The organism is Streptomyces sp. NPDC127129 (assembly GCF_042671585.1).
Classification (GTDB): Bacteria; Actinomycetota; Actinomycetes; order Streptomycetales; family Streptomycetaceae; genus Streptomyces.
Genome location: NZ_JBHXTV010000001.1, coordinates 364704 through 387081, shown reverse-complemented (window position 1 = coordinate 387081; position 22378 = coordinate 364704). Strand labels below are relative to the sequence as shown.

Annotated in this window: 20 protein-coding genes and 1 pseudogene; 14 read left to right on the top strand and 7 right to left on the bottom strand. The window is 72.6% G+C overall.

Going from position 1 to position 22378, the window contains the following annotated elements:
• Window positions 1-34 precede the first annotated feature (34 nt).
• Entirely contained in the window at window positions 35-991 is a 957-nt protein-coding gene (locus ACFVGW_RS01640; RefSeq protein ID WP_385850290.1) for an FAD-dependent oxidoreductase, read from the bottom strand.
• A 162-nt stretch (window positions 992-1153) separates the two neighbouring features.
• Here ACFVGW_RS01640 and ACFVGW_RS01635 point away from each other — a divergent pair, with 162 nt between their 5' ends.
• Genes ACFVGW_RS01635 through ACFVGW_RS01625 form a run of 3 tightly spaced genes read left to right on the top strand, consistent with a single transcriptional unit; the run spans window position 1154 to window position 3923 of the window.
• The gene (locus ACFVGW_RS01635; protein WP_352186201.1) at window positions 1154-2791 is read left to right on the top strand and encodes an ABC-F family ATP-binding cassette domain-containing protein; all 1638 of its coding nucleotides are present in this window, start codon (window positions 1154-1156) and stop codon (window positions 2789-2791) included.
• Window positions 2791-3519, top strand: coding sequence for a 2-phosphosulfolactate phosphatase (locus tag ACFVGW_RS01630; RefSeq protein WP_385850289.1), 729 nt, complete (start codon window positions 2791-2793; stop codon window positions 3517-3519). The genes ACFVGW_RS01635 and ACFVGW_RS01630 overlap by 1 nt, the downstream gene beginning before the upstream one ends.
• A complete protein-coding gene (locus ACFVGW_RS01625) occupies window positions 3516-3923 on the top strand; it encodes a hypothetical protein (RefSeq protein WP_352186199.1) in 408 nt (135 codons plus the stop codon). The genes ACFVGW_RS01630 and ACFVGW_RS01625 overlap by 4 nt, the downstream gene beginning before the upstream one ends.
• Before the next feature lie 70 nt (window positions 3924-3993).
• Here the strand turns inward: ACFVGW_RS01625 and ACFVGW_RS01620 are convergent, their stop codons facing one another.
• Window positions 3994-6426 carry a Tex family protein gene (locus ACFVGW_RS01620; protein WP_385850288.1) on the bottom strand — a complete coding sequence of 811 codons (2433 nt, stop codon included), beginning with the start codon at window positions 6424-6426 and terminating at the stop codon, window positions 3994-3996.
• Between the two features lie 93 nt (window positions 6427-6519).
• Window positions 6520-7383, bottom strand: a complete 864-nt coding sequence (locus ACFVGW_RS01615; protein ID WP_385850287.1) for a hypothetical protein — start codon at window positions 7381-7383, stop codon at window positions 6520-6522.
• A gap of 126 nt (window positions 7384-7509) precedes the next feature.
• On the opposite strand from ACFVGW_RS01615, the gene ACFVGW_RS01610 reads away from it, so the two are divergent.
• Window positions 7510-8493 carry a GlxA family transcriptional regulator gene (locus tag ACFVGW_RS01610; RefSeq protein ID WP_385850286.1) on the top strand — a complete coding sequence of 328 codons (984 nt, stop codon included), beginning with the start codon at window positions 7510-7512 and terminating at the stop codon, window positions 8491-8493.
• Between the two features lie 10 nt (window positions 8494-8503).
• The gene (locus tag ACFVGW_RS01605; RefSeq protein ID WP_352186195.1) at window positions 8504-9145 is read left to right on the top strand and encodes a DJ-1/PfpI family protein; all 642 of its coding nucleotides are present in this window, start codon (window positions 8504-8506) and stop codon (window positions 9143-9145) included.
• A 27-nt stretch (window positions 9146-9172) separates the two neighbouring features.
• On the opposite strand, the gene ACFVGW_RS01600 is transcribed toward ACFVGW_RS01605, so the two are convergent.
• Window positions 9173-9925, bottom strand: coding sequence for an enoyl-CoA hydratase/isomerase family protein (locus tag ACFVGW_RS01600; RefSeq protein ID WP_385850285.1), 753 nt, complete (start codon window positions 9923-9925; stop codon window positions 9173-9175).
• 347 nt (window positions 9926-10272) lie between these two features.
• Here ACFVGW_RS01600 and ACFVGW_RS01595 point away from each other — a divergent pair, with 347 nt between their 5' ends.
• Window positions 10273-10809: an ATP-binding protein gene (locus tag ACFVGW_RS01595; RefSeq protein WP_385850284.1), complete on the top strand. Its 537-nt coding sequence runs from the start codon at window positions 10273-10275 to the stop codon at window positions 10807-10809.
• On the opposite strand, the gene idi is transcribed toward ACFVGW_RS01595, so the two are convergent.
• The 3 genes and pseudogenes from idi to ACFVGW_RS01580 all read right to left on the bottom strand — a co-directional run bounded on the left by idi (window position 10775) and on the right by ACFVGW_RS01580 (window position 13887).
• Window positions 10775-11383 carry an isopentenyl-diphosphate Delta-isomerase gene (gene idi / locus ACFVGW_RS01590; protein WP_352186192.1) on the bottom strand — a complete coding sequence of 203 codons (609 nt, stop codon included), beginning with the start codon at window positions 11381-11383 and terminating at the stop codon, window positions 10775-10777. The genes ACFVGW_RS01595 and idi overlap by 35 nt on opposite strands.
• A 142-nt stretch (window positions 11384-11525) precedes the next feature.
• A pseudogene (locus ACFVGW_RS01585) lies at window positions 11526-12775 on the bottom strand (GNAT family N-acetyltransferase).
• A gap of 170 nt (window positions 12776-12945) precedes the next feature.
• Window positions 12946-13887, bottom strand: coding sequence for a cation diffusion facilitator family transporter (locus tag ACFVGW_RS01580; protein ID WP_385850283.1), 942 nt, complete (start codon window positions 13885-13887; stop codon window positions 12946-12948).
• Between the two features lie 402 nt (window positions 13888-14289).
• Here ACFVGW_RS01580 and ACFVGW_RS01575 point away from each other — a divergent pair, with 402 nt between their 5' ends.
• The 8 genes from ACFVGW_RS01575 (at window position 14290) to ACFVGW_RS01540 (ending at window position 22156) form a co-directional block, all read left to right on the top strand.
• Entirely contained in the window at window positions 14290-16113 is a 1824-nt protein-coding gene (locus ACFVGW_RS01575) for a DUF5941 domain-containing protein (protein WP_385850548.1), read from the top strand.
• Complete coding sequence (locus ACFVGW_RS01570; protein ID WP_352186189.1) at window positions 16110-16847, top strand: phosphocholine cytidylyltransferase family protein; 738 nt, start codon at window positions 16110-16112, stop codon at window positions 16845-16847. The genes ACFVGW_RS01575 and ACFVGW_RS01570 overlap by 4 nt, the downstream gene beginning before the upstream one ends.
• Entirely contained in the window at window positions 16835-17896 is a 1062-nt protein-coding gene (locus tag ACFVGW_RS01565; protein WP_352186188.1) for an iron-containing alcohol dehydrogenase family protein, read from the top strand. The genes ACFVGW_RS01570 and ACFVGW_RS01565 overlap by 13 nt, the downstream gene beginning before the upstream one ends.
• A complete protein-coding gene (locus ACFVGW_RS01560; protein ID WP_352186187.1) occupies window positions 17874-18653 on the top strand; it encodes a CDP-alcohol phosphatidyltransferase family protein in 780 nt (259 codons plus the stop codon). Before ACFVGW_RS01565 ends, ACFVGW_RS01560 begins: the two co-directional genes overlap by 23 nt.
• 77 nt (window positions 18654-18730) lie before the next feature.
• A complete protein-coding gene (locus ACFVGW_RS01555) occupies window positions 18731-19609 on the top strand; it encodes a glycosyltransferase family 2 protein (RefSeq protein WP_385850547.1) in 879 nt (292 codons plus the stop codon).
• 48 nt (window positions 19610-19657) lie between these two features.
• Window positions 19658-20587: an ABC transporter permease gene (locus tag ACFVGW_RS01550; protein WP_352186186.1), complete on the top strand. Its 930-nt coding sequence runs from the start codon at window positions 19658-19660 to the stop codon at window positions 20585-20587.
• Window positions 20580-21365, top strand: a complete 786-nt coding sequence (locus tag ACFVGW_RS01545; protein WP_361440282.1) for an ABC transporter ATP-binding protein — start codon at window positions 20580-20582, stop codon at window positions 21363-21365. The genes ACFVGW_RS01550 and ACFVGW_RS01545 overlap by 8 nt, the downstream gene beginning before the upstream one ends.
• Window positions 21366-21484: 119 nt before the next feature.
• Window positions 21485-22156: a TetR/AcrR family transcriptional regulator gene (locus ACFVGW_RS01540; RefSeq protein WP_385850282.1), complete on the top strand. Its 672-nt coding sequence runs from the start codon at window positions 21485-21487 to the stop codon at window positions 22154-22156.
• The last annotated feature ends 222 nt before the right edge of the window (window positions 22157-22378 follow it).

Below are 22378 nucleotides of genomic sequence, written 5' to 3'. Positions count from 1 at the left end.
CCGGACCGGGCCGGAGCCGGCAGCTCCCCGACCGTCAGCCGACGGCCAGCTCCGCCGCCCGCAGGGCGCAGCCCCAGGCGACGGTCACCCCCGCGCCTCCGTGGCCGTAGTTGTGGACGAGACGTCCACCGCCCGCCAGCGGCTCCGCCGCGATCCGCACCCCACCCGACCGCGCCGGCCGCAGCCCCACCCGGTGCCCGAGCACCCGGGCGTCCGCGATCTCGGGCCGTACGCGGGCGCACCGCGCCACGATCGCCGCCGCGTCCGCCGGATCGGGATCCTGCCGCTCGTCGTCCTCCTGCGCCGTTCCGCCCAGGATCAGCCGCCCCGGCTGCGGGAAGAAGTACGTCGTCTCGCTCGACGCGGCGTCGGCCGCCGTGAACCACTCCCCGATCCCCGGGTTCTCGACCACCACCAACTGCCCCCGCACCGGCCGCATCCCCGGGTCGGGCACGAGTTCTCCGGCGGCCAGACCCGTGCAGTTCACCACCACCCGTGCCGCCCGGGCCGCCTCGGCGAACCCGGTCACCGTACGGCGCTCCACGACCACGCCCGCCGCCTCCAGGCGGCCGCGCAGCCACGCCAGATGGACGGGCATGTCGATCAGCGGCAGCCGCGCCGCGAGTCCCGTTCCGTACGGCCCCGGCACCTCGGCCGACGACAGCTGCCGCAGCCCCGGGACCTCCCGCGCCCAGTCGCCCAGGTCGCCGAGGACCATGTCCGCGTGGACGCCGGCCACGATCCGCACGCCGGTCGCCGCCGCGTCGCCCGCGAGCTTCTCGTACACCCGCAGCGACTCCAGAGCCCAGCCGGCCACCTCGTCGGCCGGCTCGATCCGGTACGGCCACCACAGCGCCCCCGCCACCGCGGAGGTCGTCCCCGTCACCGCGTCCCGCGACCACACCCGTACCCGGAGTCCACGCTCCGCCAGCGTCAGGGCGGTCGTCAGACCGATGACCCCGCCACCCACCACGATCACGTCGTCGCTCATGGACGGACGCTACCCCGACCCCGGTGCCGCGAGACGGGCACGCATCGGATCCCGCCCGAGACCGAGGCGGAACAGGAAGGACGTTCCTGGTGGCCCGGACCACCGGGGGTGAGACGGCCGTCCCGGTCCTGCCCTGAGAGGTGGCATACGATTCGTTTCCTGATGACTGCCACTCTCGTCGCCAAGGACCTCGCCGCCGGCCACGGCGAACGCTCCCTCTTCGCCGGCCTCGACCTCGTCGTCGCCCCCGGCGACGTCATCGGCCTCGTCGGTGTCAACGGCGCCGGCAAGTCGACCCTGCTGCGGCTGCTCGCCGGACTCGACACCCCCGAGGACGGCGAGCTGAAGCTCTCACCCCCCACCGCCACCGTCGGCCACCTCCCGCAGGAACCGGAGCGGCGCGAGGGGGAGACGATCCGGGACTTCCTGGCCCGCCGCACCGGGGTCGCGGCCGCGCAGACCGCCATGGACGAGGCCACCCAGGGCCTGGTCGACGGGACGCCCGGCGCCGACGACGCGTACGCCGTGAGCCTGGAGCGCTGGCTCGGCCTCGGCGGTGCGGACCTCGACGAGCGGGCCGAGGAGGTCGCCGACTCCCTCGGCCTGACCGTCGGCCTCGACCAGCCGATGACCTCGCTCTCCGGCGGCCAGGCCGCCCGCGCCGGTCTCGCCTCGCTCCTCCTCTCCCGGTACGACGTCTTCCTGCTCGACGAGCCCACCAACGACCTCGACCTCGACGGTCTGGAACGGCTCGAGACCTTCGTCCAGGGCCTGCGCGCCGGGACGGTCGTCATCAGCCACGACCGCGAGTTCCTCACCCGCACGGTCACCAAGGTCCTCGAACTCGACCTCGCCCAGCAGCAGATCACGCTCTACGGCGGCGGCTACGAGGCCTACCTGGAGGAGCGGGACACCGCCCGGCGCCACGCCCGCGAGGAGTACGAGGAGTACTCCGACAAGAAGTCCGCCCTCGAAGGCCGCGCCCTGATGCAGCGGAACTGGATGGACAAGGGCGTACGCAACGCCCGCCGCAAGGCCACCGACAACGACAAGATCGGCCGGAAGCTCCGGGGCGAGTCGAGCGAGAAGCAGGCCGCGAAGGCCCGCCAGACGCAGCGGATGATCGAGCGGCTCGACGTCGTCGAGGAGCCCCGCAAGGAGTGGGAGCTGCGGATGGAGATCGCCTCCGCCCCGCGCTCCGGCTCGGTCGTGGCGACCCTGCGCGAGGCCGAGGTCCGGCGCGGCGACTTCCGGTTCGGGCCCGCCACCCTCCAGATCGACTGGGCCGACCGGGTCGCGATCACCGGCGCGAACGGCGCGGGCAAGTCGACGCTGCTCGCCGCGCTCCTCGGCCGTCTGGCGCTCGACGCGGGCGACGCGGTGCTGGGCTCGGGCGTCGTCGTCGGCGAGGTCGACCAGGCCCGCAAGCTCTTCCACGGCTCCGAGTCGCTGCTCGACGCGTTCTGCGCCGCCGTCCCCGAGACGGAGCCCGCCGAGGTGCGGACCCTGCTGGCGAAGTTCGGCCTCAAGGCCGACCACGTCCTGCGCCCCGCCACCACGCTCTCCCCGGGGGAGCGGACCCGGGCCGCGCTCGCCCTCCTCCAGGGCAGGGGCGTCAACCTCCTCGTCCTCGACGAGCCGACGAACCACCTCGACCTGCCGGCCATCGAGCAGCTGGAGTCCGCGCTCGACTCCTACACCGGCACCCTCCTCCTGGTGACCCACGACCGGCGCATGCTGGACGCGGTCCGCACCACCCGCCGTATCGAGGTCGCGGCCGGCAAGGTGACCGAGCTCTGATGGGGGTGGCCTTCGGCTGGGGCCCCACGGAGGCCGCCGTCCTCGCCCGCGACGCCGCGTGCCTGGTCGTCGTCGACGTCCTCTCGTTCACGACCTCGGTCGGCGTGGCGGTGGAGTCCGGCACCGCCGTCTTCCCCTACCGCTGGAGGGACGAGACGGCCGTGACGTACGCGGCCGGGCTCGACGCGGCGCTGGCCGTCGGCCGGAGCGAAGCGTCGCCCCGGACGCCCTGGACCCTCTCCCCGGCAGCCCTGCGGGCGGCCCCGCCCACCCCCCGCCTGGTCCTGCCGTCCCCGAACGGCTCCACGATCTCCGCGCAGGCGGGAGAGGCGACCGTGGTCGCCGCGTCGCTCCGCAACCGCACGGCCGTCGCCCGCTGGCTCGCCCGGCACGGGTACGGCTCCGCCTCCCGCCCCCTCGCCGTCGTCGCCTCGGGCGAACGCTGGCCCGACGGCTCCCTGCGCCCTGCCCTGGAGGACCTCCTCGGGGCGGGCGGTGTGCTCTCGGCCCTGCGCGCGCTCGGCTCGTACGCCCTCACACCCGAGGCGCGGGCGGCGGCGACGCTCTGGGAGGCGACGGACGATCCCGTGGCGGAGCTGCACCGGTGCGATTCCGGGCGTGAACTGTACGAGTACGGCTATCCGCAGGACGTCGCGGTGGCCGCCGAGGCCGACACCTCGGAGACGGTCCCCGTCCTGAGGGACGGCGCATTCCAGGAGACACCATGACCGACCTGCTGACCCGCCTCACCGAGATGCTGGACGACCTCGACTCCGACGTCGACGAGACCATCGACCTCGCGGACGAGATCGCCGCCTCGGGCGACGCGGCGCTGCTCCCGCGCCTCCAGGCCGAACTGGACCGTGCCCTCGTCGAGCGCAACGCCTACGCCCGTGAGCTCCTCGGCGGCGTCCTCGCCGCGATCGGCGGCCCGGACGCGCTCCCGGCGCTGCTGCGGGCCTCCTCCGTCGACCTGGGCGACGACCAGGACTCCCTGGCGGCGGAGATCGTCGACCTGGTCCAGGCCGACCCGCAGCGCTCCCGGGCCCTGCTCCAGCCCCTGACGGAGGACGACGACCTCACGGTCGCCCACCGTGCGGAGTGGGCCCTCCGCTTCCTCCCGAACGGCTGACCCCGCACCGGCGGGCGCGGGGGAGAGGAACGGGCCACGGGCCCGGCCATGAGGCCGGGCCCGCATCGCGTCAGCGGCCGCGTCGCTTCCCGCCGCCGCCGTCCTGGTTCAGCAGGCCCGCCTTGCGCAGGGCGTCCGCCATCGCGCTGTTCGCGGGCGCCGGGGCCGAGCCGCCCTGGGACTGGGACTGGGACTGTCCGCGGCGCTGCTGCGGCGGGCGGCCACCACGGTCGCCACGCTCACCGCGCCCGCCCCGCTCACCGCGCCCGCCACGCTCACCGCGGTCACCACGCTCCCGCTTCGGCGCACCGCCTCCGGCATCCGCCGTCGCCTCGTCGTCCAGCCGCAGCGTCAGCGAGATCCGCTTGCGCGGGATGTCGACGTCCTGGACCTTCACCCGGACCACGTCACCCGGCTTCACCACGTCCCGGGGGTCCTTCACGAAGTTCTTCGACATGGCCGACACGTGCACGAGCCCGTCCTGGTGCACGCCGATGTCCACGAACGCCCCGAACGCCGCCACGTTCGTGACCACGCCCTCCAGGACCATCCCCGGCTCCAGGTCGCCGATCTTCTCGACGCCCTCCTTGAAGGTCGCCGTCTTGAACGCCGGCCGCGGATCCCGCCCCGGCTTCTCCAGCTCGCGCAGGATGTCGGTGACCGTCGGCAGACCGAAGGTCTCGTCGACGAACTCGTCCGCCCGCAGCGACCGCAGCACGCCCGTGTTGCCGATCAGCGACGCGACCTCGCCGCCCGTCGTCTTCACCATCCGCCGCACCACCGGGTACGCCTCCGGGTGCACCGAGGACGCGTCCAGCGGGTCGTCCCCGCCCCGGATCCGCAGGAAGCCCGCACACTGCTCGTACGCCTTCGGTCCGAGCCGCGCCACGTCCTTCAGCGACCTCCGCGACCGGAAGGGCCCGTTGGCGTCGCGGTGCGCCACGATGTTCTCCGCGAGGCCGGCGCCGATGCCGGACACCCGCGAGAGCAGCGGAGCGGAGGCGGTGTTGACGTCGACACCGACACCGTTCACACAGTCCTCGACGACCGCGTCGAGGGAGCGCGAGAGCTTCACCTCGGACAGGTCGTGCTGGTACTGCCCGACGCCGATCGACTTCGGGTCGATCTTCACGAGCTCGGCCAGCGGGTCCTGGAGCCGCCGCGCGATGGAGACCGCGCCGCGCAACGAGACGTCCAGCTCCGGCAGTTCCTGCGAGGCGAAGGCCGACGCGGAGTACACCGAGGCGCCCGCCTCGGAGACCATGACCTTCGTGAGCCCCAGCTCCGGGTGCTTGGCGATGAGTTCACCGGCCAGCTTGTCCGTCTCGCGAGAGGCCGTGCCGTTGCCGATGGCGACCAGCTCGACCGCGTGCTGCTTGGCGAGCCGAGCCAGCTTCGCCAGCGACTCGTCCCACTTGTTCGCCGGGACGTGCGGGTAGATCGTGTCGGTCGCCACGACCTTGCCCGTCGCGTCGACCACGGCCACCTTGACACCCGTACGGAAACCGGGGTCCAGGCCCAGGGTCGCCCGCGTGCCGGCCGGGGCGGCGAGCAGCAGGTCGCGCAGGTTCGCCGCGAAGACCCGTACCGCCTCGTCCTCCGCCGCCGTCCGCAGCCGCAGCCGCAGGTCGATCCCGAGGTGGACGAGGATCCGGGTCCGCCAGGCCCAGCGAACCGTGTCGAGCAGCCACTTGTCGCCCGGGCGCCCCCGCTCGGCCACGCCGAAGCGGGAGGCGACGAGGGACTCGTACGAGGACGGGCCGGGCGCGTCGGAGGGCTCCTCCGGCTCCAGCTCCAGGGAGAGGACGTCCTCCTTCTCACCGCGCAGCATCGCGAGGATCCGGTGCGAGGGCAGCGCCGTGAACGGCTCGGCGAAGTCGAAGTAGTCGGCGAACTTCGCTCCCGCCTCCTCCTTGCCGTCCCGGACCTTGGCCGCGAGCCGGCCCCGGCCCCACATCCGCTCACGCAGGTCGCCGATCAGGTCGGCGTCCTCGGAGAACTTCTCCGTGAGGACGGCGCGGGCGCCCTCCAGTGCGGCGGCGGCGTCGGCGACGCCCTTGCCGGCGTCCACGAAGGCCGCCGCGGCGGCGGAGGGGTCCACGGAGGGGTCCGCGAGGAGCCCCTCCGCCAGTGGTTCGAGACCGGCCTCCCGGGCGATCTGCGCCTTGGTGCGGCGCTTGGGCTTGAAGGGCAGGTAGATGTCCTCCAGCCGGGCCTTGGTGTCGGCGGCCCGGAGCTGGGCCTCCACCTCGGCGGTCAGCTTGCCCTGCTCCCGGACGGAGTCGAGGATGGCGGTCCGCCGGTCCTCCAGCTCCCGCAGATAGCGCAGCCGCTCCTCGAGCGTGCGCAGCTGGGCGTCGTCGAGCATCTCGGTCGCTTCCTTGCGGTAGCGCGCGATGAACGGCACGGTCGAGCCGCCGTCGAGCAGCTCGACGGCCGCCCTCACCTGTCGCTCACGTACGCCGAGTTCCTCGGCGATCCTGCCTTCGATGGACGTCGTCACGGTGTCCCGACTCGCCTTCTCGTGCCTCAAGCTTGCGACTGCATTCTGCCGCGTCCCCTCCCGGAACCCCGCACGCGGCCCGGCCCGGCCGTGTCAGCCCTTGTCGGCGAGGTCCGCGGGGAAGGCGCCCGCGAGGAGTGCCGCGTTGCGGAAGGCCTTGCCCAGCTCGGTGAGGCGTTCCACCCCCGCCGCGCCCAGGTGCTCGTACGGGGCCGAGTCCAGGCGGTCCGTGTGGTCCTCGACCGCGTCGCGCACGGCCGTGCCCTCCAGCGTGAGCTCGCCGTCCGCGTCGAGGAGGCCGCGCTCCCGCAGGCGCGCCGCCGCCGCGTCCCAGTCGGTGCGCCGCCAGCCGCGGGCGCCCAGGGCCCAGCGAGGGTTCATGCCCGTGCCGGTGGCGGTGTGGCTGACCATCGCCTCCAGCGGGTCGAGGCCCGCGCTCAGGAGGGCCGCCAGGTGGCCGTCGCCCCGGTGCTCGCGCAGGAGCGTCGCGGCGTGCCAGTAGCGCAGGTGCGGCTGCTCCGGGACGGGCAGGTCGGCATGGGCCGAGTAGAGCGGCCGGGCGTGCCGGGTGCAGGCCTCGGTGGCGCGCAGGGCGAGCTCGGCGGCCTCCGCCATCTCGGCCGACGCGAGGGCGTCCGGGCCGAGGAGACGGAGCATCGTGGCGTCCACGGCGCGCAGCCGCGCGGCCACCACCTCCGTGGGCGAGGCGATGTCCCAGACGGCGGGCAGGTGCTGGGCCAGCATCTCGACGTTGTAGTTGGAGAAGGCCGCGGCGACGGTTCCCGCGCCGACGGCCCCCATCGCGGCGCTGCGCGAGGCGAGCCGCATGGCCGTCACGTCGTCGAAGCCGAGGGCACGGAACTCGGTGTCCAGATCGGGCGAGAAGTACACGGTGGAGTGCATCGGGTTGAGCATGTGGTGGCAGCGACGGCCCGCGCGGGGCGGCAGAGAGGTCATGGGACGGAACGTTACCGACTGGTCGGTACGACCGGAAGGGCGGGCTCCGCCAGGTGGTGGCCGATGGCAGGAAAGGTGGGTTCTTCGTCATTGCGGACATCCGGCGCTCTGCCGAGGATGGATCACATGACGAAGCGACCCGTGCTCGTCGTCCTCTTCGACGACGTGCAGAGCCTGGATGTCACCGGACCGGTGGAGGTGTTCGCCGGAGCGGCTCGCGCCGCGGGCGGCGACAGCGCCTACCCGATCGTGACGGCCTCGCTCGACGGCGGCCCGGTCCGCACCCAGAGCGGCCTGCGACTGCTCCCGGACACGACGCTCGCCGCCGCGGAGCGCCCCCACACCCTGCTCGTCCCCGGCGGCGAGGGCACCCGCCGTCCGGACCCGCGGCTGATCGAGTGGCTGCGCGCCGCCGCGCCGCGTGCCGAGAGGCTGGTCTCGGTCTGTACCGGCGCCCTGCTGCTCGCCGAGGCCGGGCTCCTCGACGGCCACCGGGCCACCACCCACTGGTCCGTCTGCGACCACCTCGCCCGCTGCTACCCCGAGGTCCAGGTGGAGCCGGATCCCATCTTCGTCCGCGACGGCGCCCTCGCCACCTCCGCGGGCGTCACCGCCGGCATCGACCTCGCGCTCGCGCTCGTGGAGGAGGACCTGGGCCGGGACACCGCGCTGACCGTCGCCCGCCATCTGGTGGTCTTCCTGCGCCGACCGGGCAACCAGGCGCAGTTCAGCGCCCAGCTCTCCGCCCAGACCGCCCAGCGCGCGCCGCTGCGGGACCTCCAGCAGTGGATCACCGAGCATCCCGAAGGAGACCTCTCCGTCGAGGCGCTCGCCGCCCGCGCCCGGCTGTCGCCGCGCCACTTCGCCCGCGCGTTCCACGCGGAGACCGGGACGACCCCGGGCCGGTACGTCGACCAGGTCCGGCTCGAACACGCGCGCAGGCTCCTGGAGGAGACGGCCGACGGCGTCCTGGAGGTGTCCCGGGCCGCCGGCTACGGCACCCCCGAGGCCATGCGCCGGGCCTTCGTCAAAGCCATGGGCACCGCACCGGCGGAGTACCGCCGCCGCTTCCACGCACCCGTACCGAACGCACCACAGAACACCCGCTGAAGGGAACACCATGCAGATCGCCGTGCTGCTCTACGACCGTTTCACCACGCTCGACGCCGTCGGCCCCTACGAGCTGCTCGCCCGCATCCCCGGTGCCGAGACGGTCTTCGTCGCCAAGGAGGCCGGACCGGTCCGCAACGACCAGGGCAGCCTCGCGCTCGTCGCCGACAAGACCCTCGCGGACGTGCCGACCCCGGACATCGTCCTGGTTCCGGGCGGCCCCGACTCCCGTACGGCGATGAACGACCCGGAGATCCTGGACTGGCTCCGCACCGCCGACGCGACCAGCACCTGGACCACCTCGGTCTGCACGGGCTCGCTGATCCTCGGGGCCGCGGGTCTGCTCGACGGCCGCCGGGCCACCACCCACTGGCTCGCCTTCGACGAGCTCCGAGGGGTCGGCGTCGAGCCCACCGGTGAGCGGGTCGTCTTCGACGGCAAGTACGTCACCGCCGCCGGGGTCTCGTCCGGCATCGACATGGCGCTGCACCTCATCGGCAGGATCGCGGGCGACGCGACGGCGCAGACCATTCAGCTGCTGACCGAGTACGACCCGCAGCCGCCCTACGACGCGGGCTCCCCGGAGAAGGCCCCGGCCGAGATCGTCGCCCGCTGGCGCGGTACGGCCACCGAAGACCTGCCCCAGGGCTGACCGCCGGGCCACCCGGAGGGCGGCGCCTCAGACCTCGTACGTGAAGCGGGGCGCGCGGCGCTCCAGGAAGGCGGCGACACCCTCCGCGGTGTCGCCGCTGCCGCGTGCCTGCTCGGCCCAGTGCGCGTCCCGGTCGGTGCGCCCGTCCGCGAACTCCTTGGCCGCCGCCTGGGTCAGCAGGGAGCGCGTGACCAGCACCCGGGTGAACTCGGCGACCCGCTTGTCCAGTTCGCCCGCCGGGAGCACCTCGTCCACCAGACCGGTGCGCAGCGCACGCTCCGCGTCGATCAACTCGCCGGAGAAGAGCAGGTACTTGGCGGCCGACGGCCCCACCAGCGCGGCCAGCCGCCGGGTCGAGGAGGAGGGGTAGACGATCCCGAGCTTCGACGGGGTGACCCCGAACCGCGCGCCCTCCTCCGCGAACCTCAGATCGCACGCCGCGGCGAGCTGGCTGCCGCCGCCGACGCAGTAGCCCCGGACCGCGGCGAGCGTCGGCTTGGGGAACGCGGCGAGCGCCTCCTCGGCGCGCACCGCGAGCGACTGCTGCTCGTCGCCCGGCTCCCGCAGCGTGGAGATGTCCGCGCCGGCGCAGAAGGTCGTGCCGTCGCCCGTGAGCACCAGAGCGCGGACCGCGGGGTCGACGGCGAGCGGCGCGAGCAGCTCGGGCAGGGACCGCCACATCGCTGCCGTCATCGCGTTGCGCTTGGCCGGGTTCGAGACGACGACGGTGGCGACCTCGTCGGCGACGACGACCTTCACTCGCGGTTCGGTGGGCTCCATGCGCCGGATGCTATCCGGGCACCCCGACCGTACGATCAAGAAGGGGTCCGAGAGGGAGACGTACACGGCCCGGGACCGAGCCGCTACGTCCTCGGTCGTCAGTATGGTGGCGCCACCGGCCGGCGCGGCGGAGACCCCGCAGGCCACACCTCCGGACGCTGCGCAGGACGACCCTCCGAAGAGGTCAGAAGAAGGTCAGGAGCAGTCGAACAACTGACGTTGGCATACTCACCCGATCGGAATGCGGTCGATAAGTGTCGACTTCTGGTCAGTAGCCCGGTCCGGACCTGCGCATTACCAAGACTCGACTCGTGGCGACAATCGAGCACGAGGGTGGGAGCCGGACTATGGAAAGCCGGGGGAGCGTCCCCGCACGGCCACCGTCCTACGAAGGGGTCTGGCGCTTCACCGCTCCCGCGGTCGACGTCTCCGTTCCGCAGGCCCGGCACGCCGTACGCGACCTGCTGATCCGTCAGGGTGTACCGGTCCACGAGGACACGGTCCAGGGCCTGCTCCTGATCGTCTCGGAGCTGGTCACCAACGCCGTCAAGCACGCGGCGCTGCTCTCCCCGGAAGTGGCGGTGGAGGTGGCGATCGGCGCAGAGTGGATCCGGGTGTCCGTCGAGGACAACCATCCGTACCGTCCCAAGGCGCTGGAGGCCGACGACGGGCAGACCGGCGGCCGCGGGCTGCTCCTGGTCCGGGAGACCGCGCTGGAGGCGGGCGGAGCCTGCGACGTGGAGCACACCGCGAGCGGCGGCAAGATCATCTGGGCGGCCCTGCCCCTGATCCCCAGGCTCCCGGCGCCGGGGCCGGCACCGGAAGCACTCCCCGGGGCGATGCCGGGGGTCACCAGCCCCCGGCCGGACCCGTCAACTCCCTGACCGCCGGACGCGCCGCGTCGAGCACGGTCATGAACCACGCGGAGAACGGCGCGGTGGCGTGCCGCTCCGTCAGTTCCTCCGCCGTGACGAAGGCCGTGTCCTCGATCTCCTCGGGGTCGGGCCGCAGCTCGGCCTGGACCATGCCGACGAAGAGGTGGTTGTACTCCTGCTCCACCAGGCCCGACGCCGGGTCCGGGTGGTTGTAGCGGACCGTGCCCGCCTCGGCGAGCAGCGAGGGCGAGATGCCCAGCTCCTCGTACGTGCGCCGGGCCGCGGCCGCGAACGGCGCCTCGCCCGGGTACGGGTGGCCGCAGCAGGTGTTCGACCAGACGCCGGGGGAGTGGTACTTGCCGAGCGCGCGCCGCTGCAGCAGCAGGCGGCCCGACTCGTCGAAGAGGAAGACGGAGAACGCCCGGTGCAGCCGGCCCGGCGCCTGGTGGGCGGCGAGCTTCTCCGCCGTACCGATGGTGATGCCGTTCTCGTCGACGAGTTCGAGCATGATCGACGCCTGGGCTGCGGGCGGCTGGACGCCGTTCGACGAGCTGTGAGCCACGTTGGCTGATGTGGTCGGCATAACCGTCCTTCGCTTCGGTCTCGGCCCGGTGGGGCTCCCTCAGTCTGCCGCACAAGAACCACTTGTCCGTACTTGGGCGGCCGGACATGGCCCGCTCCCACCGCACCGGAGTACATCCGGCGCGACGGGAGCGGGCGGTGCGTCAGACGCCGAAGGCCGCCGGATAGCGGAGCGTGCCCGTGGGGACCGGGCCGGATCCGGCCAGGACGAGCGCCATCATCGCCTCGTCCGGAACCTCGAAGGACGGCTTGATTCCATACGCGGACGCCCGTTCGAAGCCGAACCTGGGGTAGTACTCCGGGTGCCCGAGGACGAGCACCAGCCGCTCCCCGCGCAGCCGCGCCGCGTCGAGGACGGCCCGGACGACGGCCTCCCCGGCCCCCTGCCGCTGGTACGCGGGTGCGACGGCGACCGGCGCGAGCGCCGCCGCCGGAACACCGCCGACACGGCACCGGGTGATCAGCGCGTGCGCCGCGACCGAGCCGTCCGGGGCCTCGGCCACGAACGACAGACCGGGAAGCCAGGCCTCGGCGTCCTCCCGGAGGGCGTCGACCAGATCGGCCTCCGCCCTCGTCCCGAAGGCCGTCGCGTTGACGTCCCACACCGCGCGGACGTCGGCCGCGGTCTCCGGCCGTGTCCGCCACCGGGTGTCGGCCGGCCGCAGTACGTAGCCGGCGTAGCCGTACTCGCCGCCGTGATCACGGCGCATGGCGAGTTCCGCCCGGGTCGCGGCGAGAGCCTCGGCCATTCCCGGGGCGGACGGGTCGGCGGCGTCGGCCCGCTCGGCGAGCGGGCCGTAGTACTCGTCCCAGTCGCTCTCGGGCTGGGTGACGGTGCCGAGGACGTGATAGCCACCCTCGACGGCCGCGGCGGTGTTCGCCCTCGCGGTACGGAGCGGGTAGTGCCCGTCCCAGAAGGCACGGGCCTCCGGGCCCGGCTCGTCCACCGTCCACTCGCATTCGGTCAGCACGAGGGTGCCGCCGGTGGGGGTGAGCATCCGGCGCCAGGAGCGCAGGGCGGTGTCGAAGCCGAGCACGTAGGCCGAGCTCTCGGCCCAGACGAGATCGAAGGATCCGTCCGGGAACGGCAGCTCGCCCATGTCGGCGTTGAGCGTGACGACACGGTCGCCGAGCCCACGGGCGTCGGCGGCCTGCCGCAGCTCGTCGAGGAACGGCTGGTGCAGATCGACCGCCGTCACCTCGGCCCCGGCCTCGGCGGCCAGGAGGAGAGCGGAACGGCCGGGCCGCAGCCCAGATCGAGCACGCGAGGCCGCTCGGGGAGCGGGCCCGCGAGCGCGAGCAGACGGCGGGTGGTGGCGTCGGAGCCGGGACCCTGCCGCGGAAGACCGTGGTGCAGGGTGAAGAAAGCGGTGTGCAGAGCGTTGTCGGACAACGTGGGAAACCCTTGTGTGAGAGGGCCCCGGCCGACGTCGGAACGTCAGGTCAGCCGGAAACCCGGAAGCTGAGGGAGGACCGGGCGCTGCCGCACTGGGCAGCCTCCATCGCGACGGTCATCAACCTCAGCTCCTCTCCACACTCACGTACGTCCGGGAAGGCTAGCAGTCAGAGGCAGAGCTTCGCCTCGTGGGCGGCGTGGCCCGCGGGCTCCAGCTGGAAGGTGCAGTGCTCCACGTCGAAGTGGTCGCCCAGACAGCCCTGCAGCTCGTGCAGCATCTTCTCGTGGCCGACGGCGTCGAGCGCCGCCTGCGACACGACCACATGGGCCGAGAGCACCGGCATCCCGGACGTGATCGTCCAGGCGTGCAGATCGTGGACGTCCTCGACGCCCGGCAGCGCCAGTATGTGCGCCCGTACCTCCGCCATGTCGACGCCCTTCGGGGCCGACTCGAGCAGGACGTCCAGGGTCTCGCGGAGCAGCTTGAGCGTGCGCGGCACGATCATCAGGCCGATGAGGATCGAGGCGATCGGGTCGGCGTACTGCCAGCCGGTGGCCAGGATGATGCCGGCGGAGACGAGGACCGTCACCGAGCCGAGCGCGTCCGCCAGCACCTCCAGATAGGCGCCGCGCACGTTGAGGCTCTCGCTCTGGCCGCGGACCAGCAGCGAGAGCGAGACCATGTTGGCGACCAGGCCGACCAGCGCGAACGCGATGGTCAGTCCGCCCTTGGTCTCGGCCGGCTCGATGAACCGCTGGACGGCCTCGTACAGGACGTAGGTGCCCACGCCGAGCAGCAGCAGACAGTTGGCCAGCGCGGCGAGGATCTCGGCCCGTGCGAAGCCGTAGGTCCGGGTCTGGGTCGGCGGGCGGTTGGCGAAGTGGATGGCCAGCAGTGCCATCGCCAGGCCGACGGCGTCGGTCGCCATGTGGGCCGCGTCGGCGATCAGGGCCAGCGAGTCCGCGACGACGCCGCCGACGATCTCGACCACCATCACGGACAGTGTGATCGCGAGCGCGATCCGCAGCCGGCCCCGGTAGGCCGCGGCCGCCGTCCCGGTGGGCGGTGGCCCTCCGTGGCTGTGTCCGTGGTCGTGTCCAGCCCCCATGGCGCGGCCTCCCCGTCGTCGTGTGCGGTGCCCGAGCGGCAAGTCAACTACGGGTGGGGGGTATGTGCAACACGGTACTGAAGACCGTTGTCATATCATCTGACCTGCGGTGATGCGGGCCTGGTGGGAGAGCGTGCGAGGGTGGTTCCGGGGCGCCGGGGAACGCGGTTTGTGAGGCGGCCGGTCGATCACCCATGATGATCTCCGTAGGGATGGCGCACTCGGGCGGATTCGAGTGGGCCCGGGGGAGTCCGCACCGCAAAGCCTCGGTGAACTCCCACCCTCGTCCATCCGATAGCCTCAGCCGACGTGCCGCCGCCCGATGCCGGGCGGAGCCGCCGTGCCCGGGGCCGTGCCATGGGCCCCGCGGGCCCGCCCGTCAGCTCCAAGGAGTGAGTTCGTCTGTCGACCGCCATCCTCACCGGTCCGCCGGTACCCGGATCGTCGCTCGACGGCGATCTGCGGTCGCTCGGCTTCGACGTACGGGTCGCCTCCGGCCCGCAGGACACGGGCGCACTGCTCGCCGCCGTACCGGCGGGTGAGCGGATCGCCGTCGTCGATCCTCGCTTCGTCGGACACCTGCACGCCCTGCGGCTGGCCCTCACCGACCCCCGCTTCCCCGCCGCCGCGGCGCCCGGCGCGCTCACCGCGCAGCCCGAGGCCCGCCCGGCGCTCGCCCGCGCGCTGACCGACGCCTACGCCGCGGTGCCCGGCGCCCCGGCCGCACCCGCCCCGGCGGCCGCCGGGGAGATCCTGCCCGACGCGCTCGCCGACGCCCTCGACGCCGACGGCGTCGCCGTGCACCGGCCGCAGCTCGGCACGCTCGTCGCCGCCGTGCCGACCGACGCCGAGGCCCGCCACGAGGCCCGCGCCGCCGTCGCCGCAGTCGACGACGAGGCCGTACGGCTGCGCTCCGCCGTGAAGGCCCACGACGGCTTCTTCACCACGTTCTGCGTCAGCCCGTACTCGCGCTACATCGCGCGCTGGTGCGCCCGGCGCGGCCTCACCCCCAACCAGGTCACCACGGCCTCGCTGCTCACCGCGCTGATCGCGGCCGGCTGCGCCGCCACGGGAGAGCGCGGCGGCTACATCGCCGCCGGCGTGCTCCTCCTCGTCTCCTTCGTCCTGGACTGCACCGACGGGCAGCTCGCCCGCTACTCGCTGCAGTACTCGACGATGGGAGCCTGGCTCGACGCCACCTTCGACCGCGCCAAGGAGTACGCCTTCTACGCGGGTCTCGCACTCGGCGCGGCGCGCAACGGCGACGACGTCTGGGCGCTCGCGCTCGGCGCGATGGTCCTGATGACCTGCCGGCACGTCGTGGACTTCTCGTTCAACGAGGCGAACCACGACGCCACGGCGAACACCAGCCCCACCGCGGCCCTCTCCAACCGGCTCGACAGCGTCGGCTGGACCGTCTGGGTCCGCCGGATGATCATCCTGCCGATCGGTGAACGCTGGGCCATGATCGCGGTCCTCACCGCCGTCACCACCCCGCGGATCGTCTTCTGGGCCCTGATCGCCGGCTGCGCCTTCGGCGCCTGCTACACCACCGCCGGGCGCGTGCTCCGCTCGCTGACCCGCAAGGCGAAGCGGACCGACCGGGCCGCCCAGGCCCTCGCCGACCTCGCGGACTCCGGGCCGATCGCCCAGTTCGTGGCCGGACGGCCCGGGGGCGCCCGCGGCACCTGGGTGGCCCCGCTGATGGCCGCCTTCGGCACGGTCCTCGTCCTGATGGAGGCGGGCACCCAGGACGTCGGCAGCCTCTGGGTCGTCCTCGCCGCCGTGGTGTACGTCCTGGTCGCCGGCGTCGTCGTGTCGCACTCGCTCAAGGGACCCCTCGACTGGCTCGTCCCGCCGCTCTTCCGGGCCGCCGAGTACGGCACGATCCTGATCGTCGCCGCCCGGTCCGACGTGAACGGCGCCCTGCCCGCGGCTTACGGGCTCGTGGCCGCCGTCGCCTACCATCACTACGACACGGTGTACCGCATTCGCGGCGGCACCGGCGCCCCGCCCGCGTGGCTCGTGCGCACCGTCGGCGGTCACGAGGGCCGCACGTTGCTGGTGGTCGTACTCGCCGCCCTGCTGGCGGACCGCGGCGACGACTTCACCCTGGCGCTCACCGCTCTGGCGGTCGTCGTCGCGCTCGTGGTGCTCGTGGAGTCCATCCGCTTCTGGGTGTCCTCCGGAGCACCCGCCGTACATGACGAAGGAGAAACCGCATGATCGGCCTCGTACTGGCAGCCGGTGCCGGACGGCGTCTGCGCCCCTACACCGACACGCTTCCGAAGGCCCTCGTGCCTGTCGACGGTGACACCACCGTCCTCGACCTCACGCTGAAGAACTTCGCGGAGGTCGGCCTCACCGAGGTCGCCATCGTCGTCGGCTACCGCAAGGAGGCCGTGTACGCGCGCAAGGAGGCCCTGGAGGCCGCCTACGGCGTCTCGATCACCCTGATCGACAACGACAAGGCCGAGGAGTGGAACAACGCCTACTCCCTGTGGTGCGCCCGTGACGTCCTCAAGCGCGGTGTGATCCTCGCCAACGGCGACACCGTCCACCCCGTCTCCGTCGAGAAGACGCTGCTCGCGGCGCGCGGCGACGGTCAGCGGATCATCCTCGCCATCGACACCGTCAAGCGTCTCGCCGACGAGGAGATGAAGGTCGTCGTCGCCGACGGCAAGGGCGTCGACAAGATCACCAAGCTGATGGACCCGGCCGCCGCCACCGGCGAGTACATCGGTGTCACCCTCATCGAGCCCGAGGCCGCCGAGGCGCTCGCCGACGCGCTGAAGGCCACCTTCGAGCGCGACCCCGACCTCTACTACGAGGACGGCTACCAGAAGCTCGCCGACGACGGCTTCATGATCGACGTGGAGCCCATCGGCGACGTCAAGTGGGTCGAGATCGACAACCACGACGACCTCGCGAAGGGCCGTGAGATCGCGTGCCAGTACTGACCCGGCTGATCCCCTCGCCGGTCGTCGTCGACATCCGGCGCGGTGCGATGGAGGACCTCTCCACGCTCCTGGCGGACCAGCGGATCTCCAGCAACGGCCGGATCGCCGTCGCGATCAGCGGCGGCTCGGGCCTGAAGCTGCGCGAGCACTTCGCCCCCGAGCTGCCCGGGGCCGACTGGTACCCCGTCGACGGCGGCACCATCGACGCGGCCGTGAAGCTCGCCGACGCCATAAGGGGCCAGCGGTACGACGCGGTGGTCGCCCTCGGCGGCGGCAAGATCATCGACGTGACCAAGTACGCGGCGGCCCGGGTCGGCCTGCCGCTGGTCGCCATCGCCACGAACCTGTCGCACGACGGCATCTGCTCGCCGGTCTCCACCCTGGACAACGACAACGGACGCGGCTCGTACGGTGTGCCGACCCCGATCGCGCTGGTCATCGACCTCGACGTGATCCGTGACGCCCCGGTGCGCTACGTCCGCTCCGGGATCGGCGACGCGATCTCCAACCTCTCCGCCATCGCGGACTGGGAGCTCTCCCACCGCGAGACCGGTGAGCCGGTCGACGGCCTCGCCGCGGCGATGGCCCGCAGCGCCGGCGAGGCGGTGCTCCGCCACCCCGGCGGCGTCGGCGACGACGACTTCCTCGTCACGCTCTCCGAGGGCCTCGTGATGTCCGGCATCGCCATGTCGATCAGCGGCGACACCCGGCCCTCCTCGGGCGCCTGCCACGAGATCAGCCACGCCTTCGACCTGCTCTTCCCCCAGCGCGCCGCCAGCCACGGCGAGCAGTGCGGCCTCGGCGCCGCCTTCGCGATGCACCTGCGCGGTGCGGCCGACGGCTCGCTGGGGATCGTCGAGACGCTGCGCCGCCACGGGCTGCCCGTGACGCCCGAGGAGATGGGGTTCAGCGTGGACGAGTTCGTCCGGGCCGTCTCCTTCGCCCCGCAGACCCGTCCCGGCCGTTTCACCATCCTCGAACACCTCGACCTCTCCGACGACCAGATCAGGGACGCGTACGCCGACTATGCCAAGACCATCCGTAGCTGAACTCCGCCCGGTCGTGCACCCGGCGGGTGTGAAGGACCGGCGTAGCGGAGAGCACTGGGGCGGCCGCCTGTACATGCGCGAGATCTCGCTGCGCATCACCCGCCGCCTGGTGACCACGAACGTCACGCCGAACCAGCTGACGTACGTCATGACCCTCTTCGGCGTGCTCGCCGCCCCGGCGCTGCTCGTCCCGGGGATCTGGGGCGCCGTCCTCGGTGTCGTCGCGGTCCAGATGTACCTGCTGCTCGACTGCGTCGACGGCGAGGTCGCCCGCTGGAAGCAGCAGTTCTCGCTCAACGGCGTCTACCTCGACCGCGTCGGCGCCTACCTGTGCGACGCCGCCGTGCTCGTCGGCTTCGGCCTGCGGGCCGCCGACCTCTGGGGCGGTGGCCGCATCGACTGGCTGTGGGCCTTCCTCGGCACGCTCGCCGCGCTCGGCGCCGTCCTGATCAAGGCGGAGACCGACCTCGTCGGCGTCGCCCGCCACCAGGGCGGGCTGCCGCCCGTCAAGGAGGCGGCGAGCGAGCCCCGCTCCTCCGGCATGGCCCTCGCCCGCCGGGCGGCCTCGGCGCTGCAGTTCCACCGCCTGGTGCTCGGCATCGAGGCCTCGCTGCTGATCCTGGTCCTGGCGATCCTCGACACCGTCCAGGGCGGGCTGTTCTTCACCCGGCTCGGTGTCGCGGTCCTCGCGGGCATCGCGATGCTCCAGACGGTCCTGCACCTGGTGTCGATCCTGGCGTCGAGCCGGCTGAAGTGAGGCCGGTGGACATGGCGAGGGCGCGGACGACAGACGAGACGACGACAAGCGCGGGGAGGACGAACGTGACCACGGCGATGAAGCTGGGTGCCGTCATCATCACGATGGGCAACCGGCCCGACGACCTGCGCGCGCTGCTGGAATCGGTGGCCAAGCAGGAGGGCGAGCCGGTCGAGGTCGTCGTCGTCGGCAACGGCGCCCCCGTCACGGGGGTGCCCGAGGGCGTCCACACCATCGACCTGCCCGAGAACCTGGGCATCCCCGGCGGCCGCAACGTCGGCATCGAGGCGTTCGGCCCCGGCGGCCCCTGCGGGCCCGTCGACGCCCTGCTCTTCCTGGACGACGACGGTCTGCTCGAACGCGACGACACCGCCGAGCTGATCCGCGAGGCCTTCGCCGCCGATCCGAGGCTGGGCATCATCAGCTTCCGGATCGCGGACCCCGAGACCGGTCTCACCCAGCGGCGGCACGTCCCGCGGCTGCGCGCATCCGACCCGATGCGGTCCTCGCGCGTGACCACGTTCCTCGGCGGTGCGAACGCGGTGCGCAGCCAGGTCCTCACCGAAGTCGGCGGACTGCCGGACGAGTTCTTCTACGCGCACGAGGAGACCGATCTCGCCTGGCGGGCCCTCGACGCCAACTGGATGATCGACTACCGTTCCGACATGGTGCTGCTCCACCCCACCACGCCACCGTCCCGGCACGCGACGTACCACTACAACGTGGCCCGCAACCGGGTATGGCTGGCCCGGCGCAACCTCCCCGCTCTGCTCGTTCCGGTCTATCTCGGTGTCTGGCTGCTGCTGACCCTCGCGCGCCGCCCCTCGGGCCCCGCGCTCAAGGCGTGGCTCGGCGGTTTCCGGGAAGGCTGGGCCGCCCCCTGCGGACCGCGCCGGCCCATGAAATGGCGTACGGTGTGGCGGCTGACCCGACTGGGACGCCCGCCCGTCGTCTGACACGTGGTGCCCGACCTGCCGCGCATCTGAATACGAAAGTTCCGACCTGTGAGTGACACAACCCACGACGGTGCGGTCGCGACCAGCGCCCCGCCATCCGCCGACGACGGCCTGCCCCCGGCCGAGCTGGCCGCGAAGTACGGTCTGTCGGTCAGCGGCGCCCGGCCCGGGTTCTTCGAGTACATCCGCCAGCTCTGGGGACGGCGCCACTTCATCCTCGCCTTCTCGTCGGCCAAGCTGACGGCGCAGTACAGCCAGGCGAAGCTCGGCCAGATCTGGCAGGTGGCGACCCCGCTGCTCAACGCGCTGGTCTACTTCCTGATCTTCGGCCTGATCCTGGACGCCGGCCGGGGCATGGAGACCAAGGTCTACATCCCCTTCCTGGTGACCGGCATCTTCGTGTTCACCTTCACCCAGAGCTCGGTCATGGCGGGTGTGCGGGCGATCTCGGGCAACCTCGGCCTCGTGCGGGCCCTGCACTTCCCGCGCGCCTCGCTGCCCATCTCGTTCGCGCTGCAGCAGCTCCAGCAGCTGCTCTACTCCATGATCGTGCTGGCCGCGGTCGCGATCGCCTTCGGCAGCTACCCCTCCATGAGCTGGCTGCTGCTGATCCCGGCGCTGTTCCTGCAGTTCGTGTTCAACGTCGGTCTGGCCATGATCATGGCGAGGATGGGTTCCAAGACCCCCGACCTCGCCCAGCTCATGCCGTTCGTCATGCGCACGTGGATGTACGCGTCCGGCGTGATGTTCTCGATCCCGGTCATGCTCGCGGACAAGCCGGCCTGGATCGCCGACGTGCTCATGTACAACCCGGCCGCCGTCTACATGGACCTGATCCGCTTCGCGCTGATCGACGGCTACGGCGCCGAGAACCTGCCCTCGCACGTCTGGGCGACCGCCCTGGGCTGGGCCCTGGCGATCGGCATCGGCGGCTTCGTCTACTTCTGGAAGGCCGAGGAGAGGTACGGCCGTGGCTGACCCCACCCTGGGACGTGTTCCCACCGTCATCGCCGACGACGTCCACATCGTCTACCGGGTCAACACCGGTGGCGGCGGCAAGGGCAGCGCCACCGCGGCCCTCAGCCGGATGCTCGGCCGCGGCAAGGCCGAGGTCACCCGGGGCGTCCGCAAGGTGCACGCCGTGCGCGGCGTCACCTTCACCGCGTACCGCGGCGAGGCCATCGGCCTCATCGGCAGCAACGGATCCGGCAAGTCGACCCTGCTGCGCGCCATCGCCGGCCTGCTCCCCACCGAGAGCGGCAAGGTCTACACCGACGGCCAGCCCTCGCTCCTCGGCGTCAACGCGGCGCTGATGAACGACCTGACCGGCGAGCGCAACGTGATACTCGGCGGCCTTGCCATGGGAATGAGCAGGGAAGAGATCCGCGAGCGCTACCAGGGCATCGTCGACTTCTCGGGCATCAACGAGAAGGGCGACTTCATCAGCCTGCCCATGCGGACGTACTCCTCCGGCATGGGCGCCCGGCTCCGGTTCGCCATCGCGGCCGCCAAGAACCACGACGTCCTCATGATCGACGAGGCGCTCGCCACCGGTGACCGCAAGTTCCAGATCCGCTCCGAGCAGCGCATCCGGGAGCTCCGCAAGGAGGCCGGCACGGTCTTCCTGGTCAGCCACAGCAACAAGTCGATCAGGGACACCTGCGACCGCGTCCTGTGGCTGGAGAAGGGCGAGCTCCTCATGGACGGGCCCACCGAGGAAGTCCTGCGGGCGTACGAGCGCGAGACCGCGAGGTAGCACCCCGAACCGCGTACGGACGGCCCCCGCCGACCCCGGCGGGGGCCTTCGCGTTCCCGGGACCGCGCCCCGGCCCCACCTGGAATGTTCATGCGGTCAACATCGGGCAGGATGAGCGCATGGCAGCGATCTCGGGGGGAAAGTCCTATCACCACGGCGATCTGCGCAACGCGCTGATCTGCGCCGCCGTCGACCTCGCCACCGAGGGCGGTCCCGAACGCGTCGTGCTGCGCGAGGCCGCCCGCAGGGTCGGCGTCTCGCCCACCGCCGCCTACCGGCACTTCGACGGCCGGGGCGAGCTGCTGGGAGCCGTCAAGGCCCACGCCCAGCGGGCGCTCGCCGAGTCCATGGAGCGCGCCGCCTCCCGGGTCCCGGGCGCCGACGATCCCACCGTCGCCGCCGAACTCCGCCTCGCCGCCCTCGGCCGCGGCTACGTCGGCTTCGCCGTGGACCAGCCCGGCCTCTACCGGGCGGCCTTCTGCACCCCGCGCCCCGCCTGTGGCGAGGCCTGGGCGCCCCCCGGGCGTCCGGTCGAACCCGAACCCGAGATCCGCGCGTTCGCCCTGCTCACGGACGCCCTGAACGCCCTGGCGGGGGCGGGCAGCGGCCCGCGCCGCGCCCGTCCGGCCGCCGCACCCGCGGCGTGGTCGGCCGTGCACGGACTGTCACTCCTGCTGCTCGACGGCCCGCTCGGACGCCTCCCGGAGCAGCGCCGGGCCGCGGTCGTCGAGTCCACCCTCGCCCTGGTGGTCTCCGGCGCCCGCGCCGACCGGCGGCCGTCGGAGATCTGAACTGCCGCCCCCTGTCGCACGGTTGACGCGAGCAGCGAGGCTCCCCCGGAGCGTCCACCACCCCGACGAGGCACTCGGCGCTGTACAACGTAAGCTGTACCGGTGCTGATTCGTGGCAAGTGGGTCGATAACTCCTAGGCGTCCCCTGCCCTCGGGCGGCGAGCCCCGGCGAGGCCCGGTGGCGTGTCCGAAATAGGATGGATTGGATCGGCAGTGTAGAAC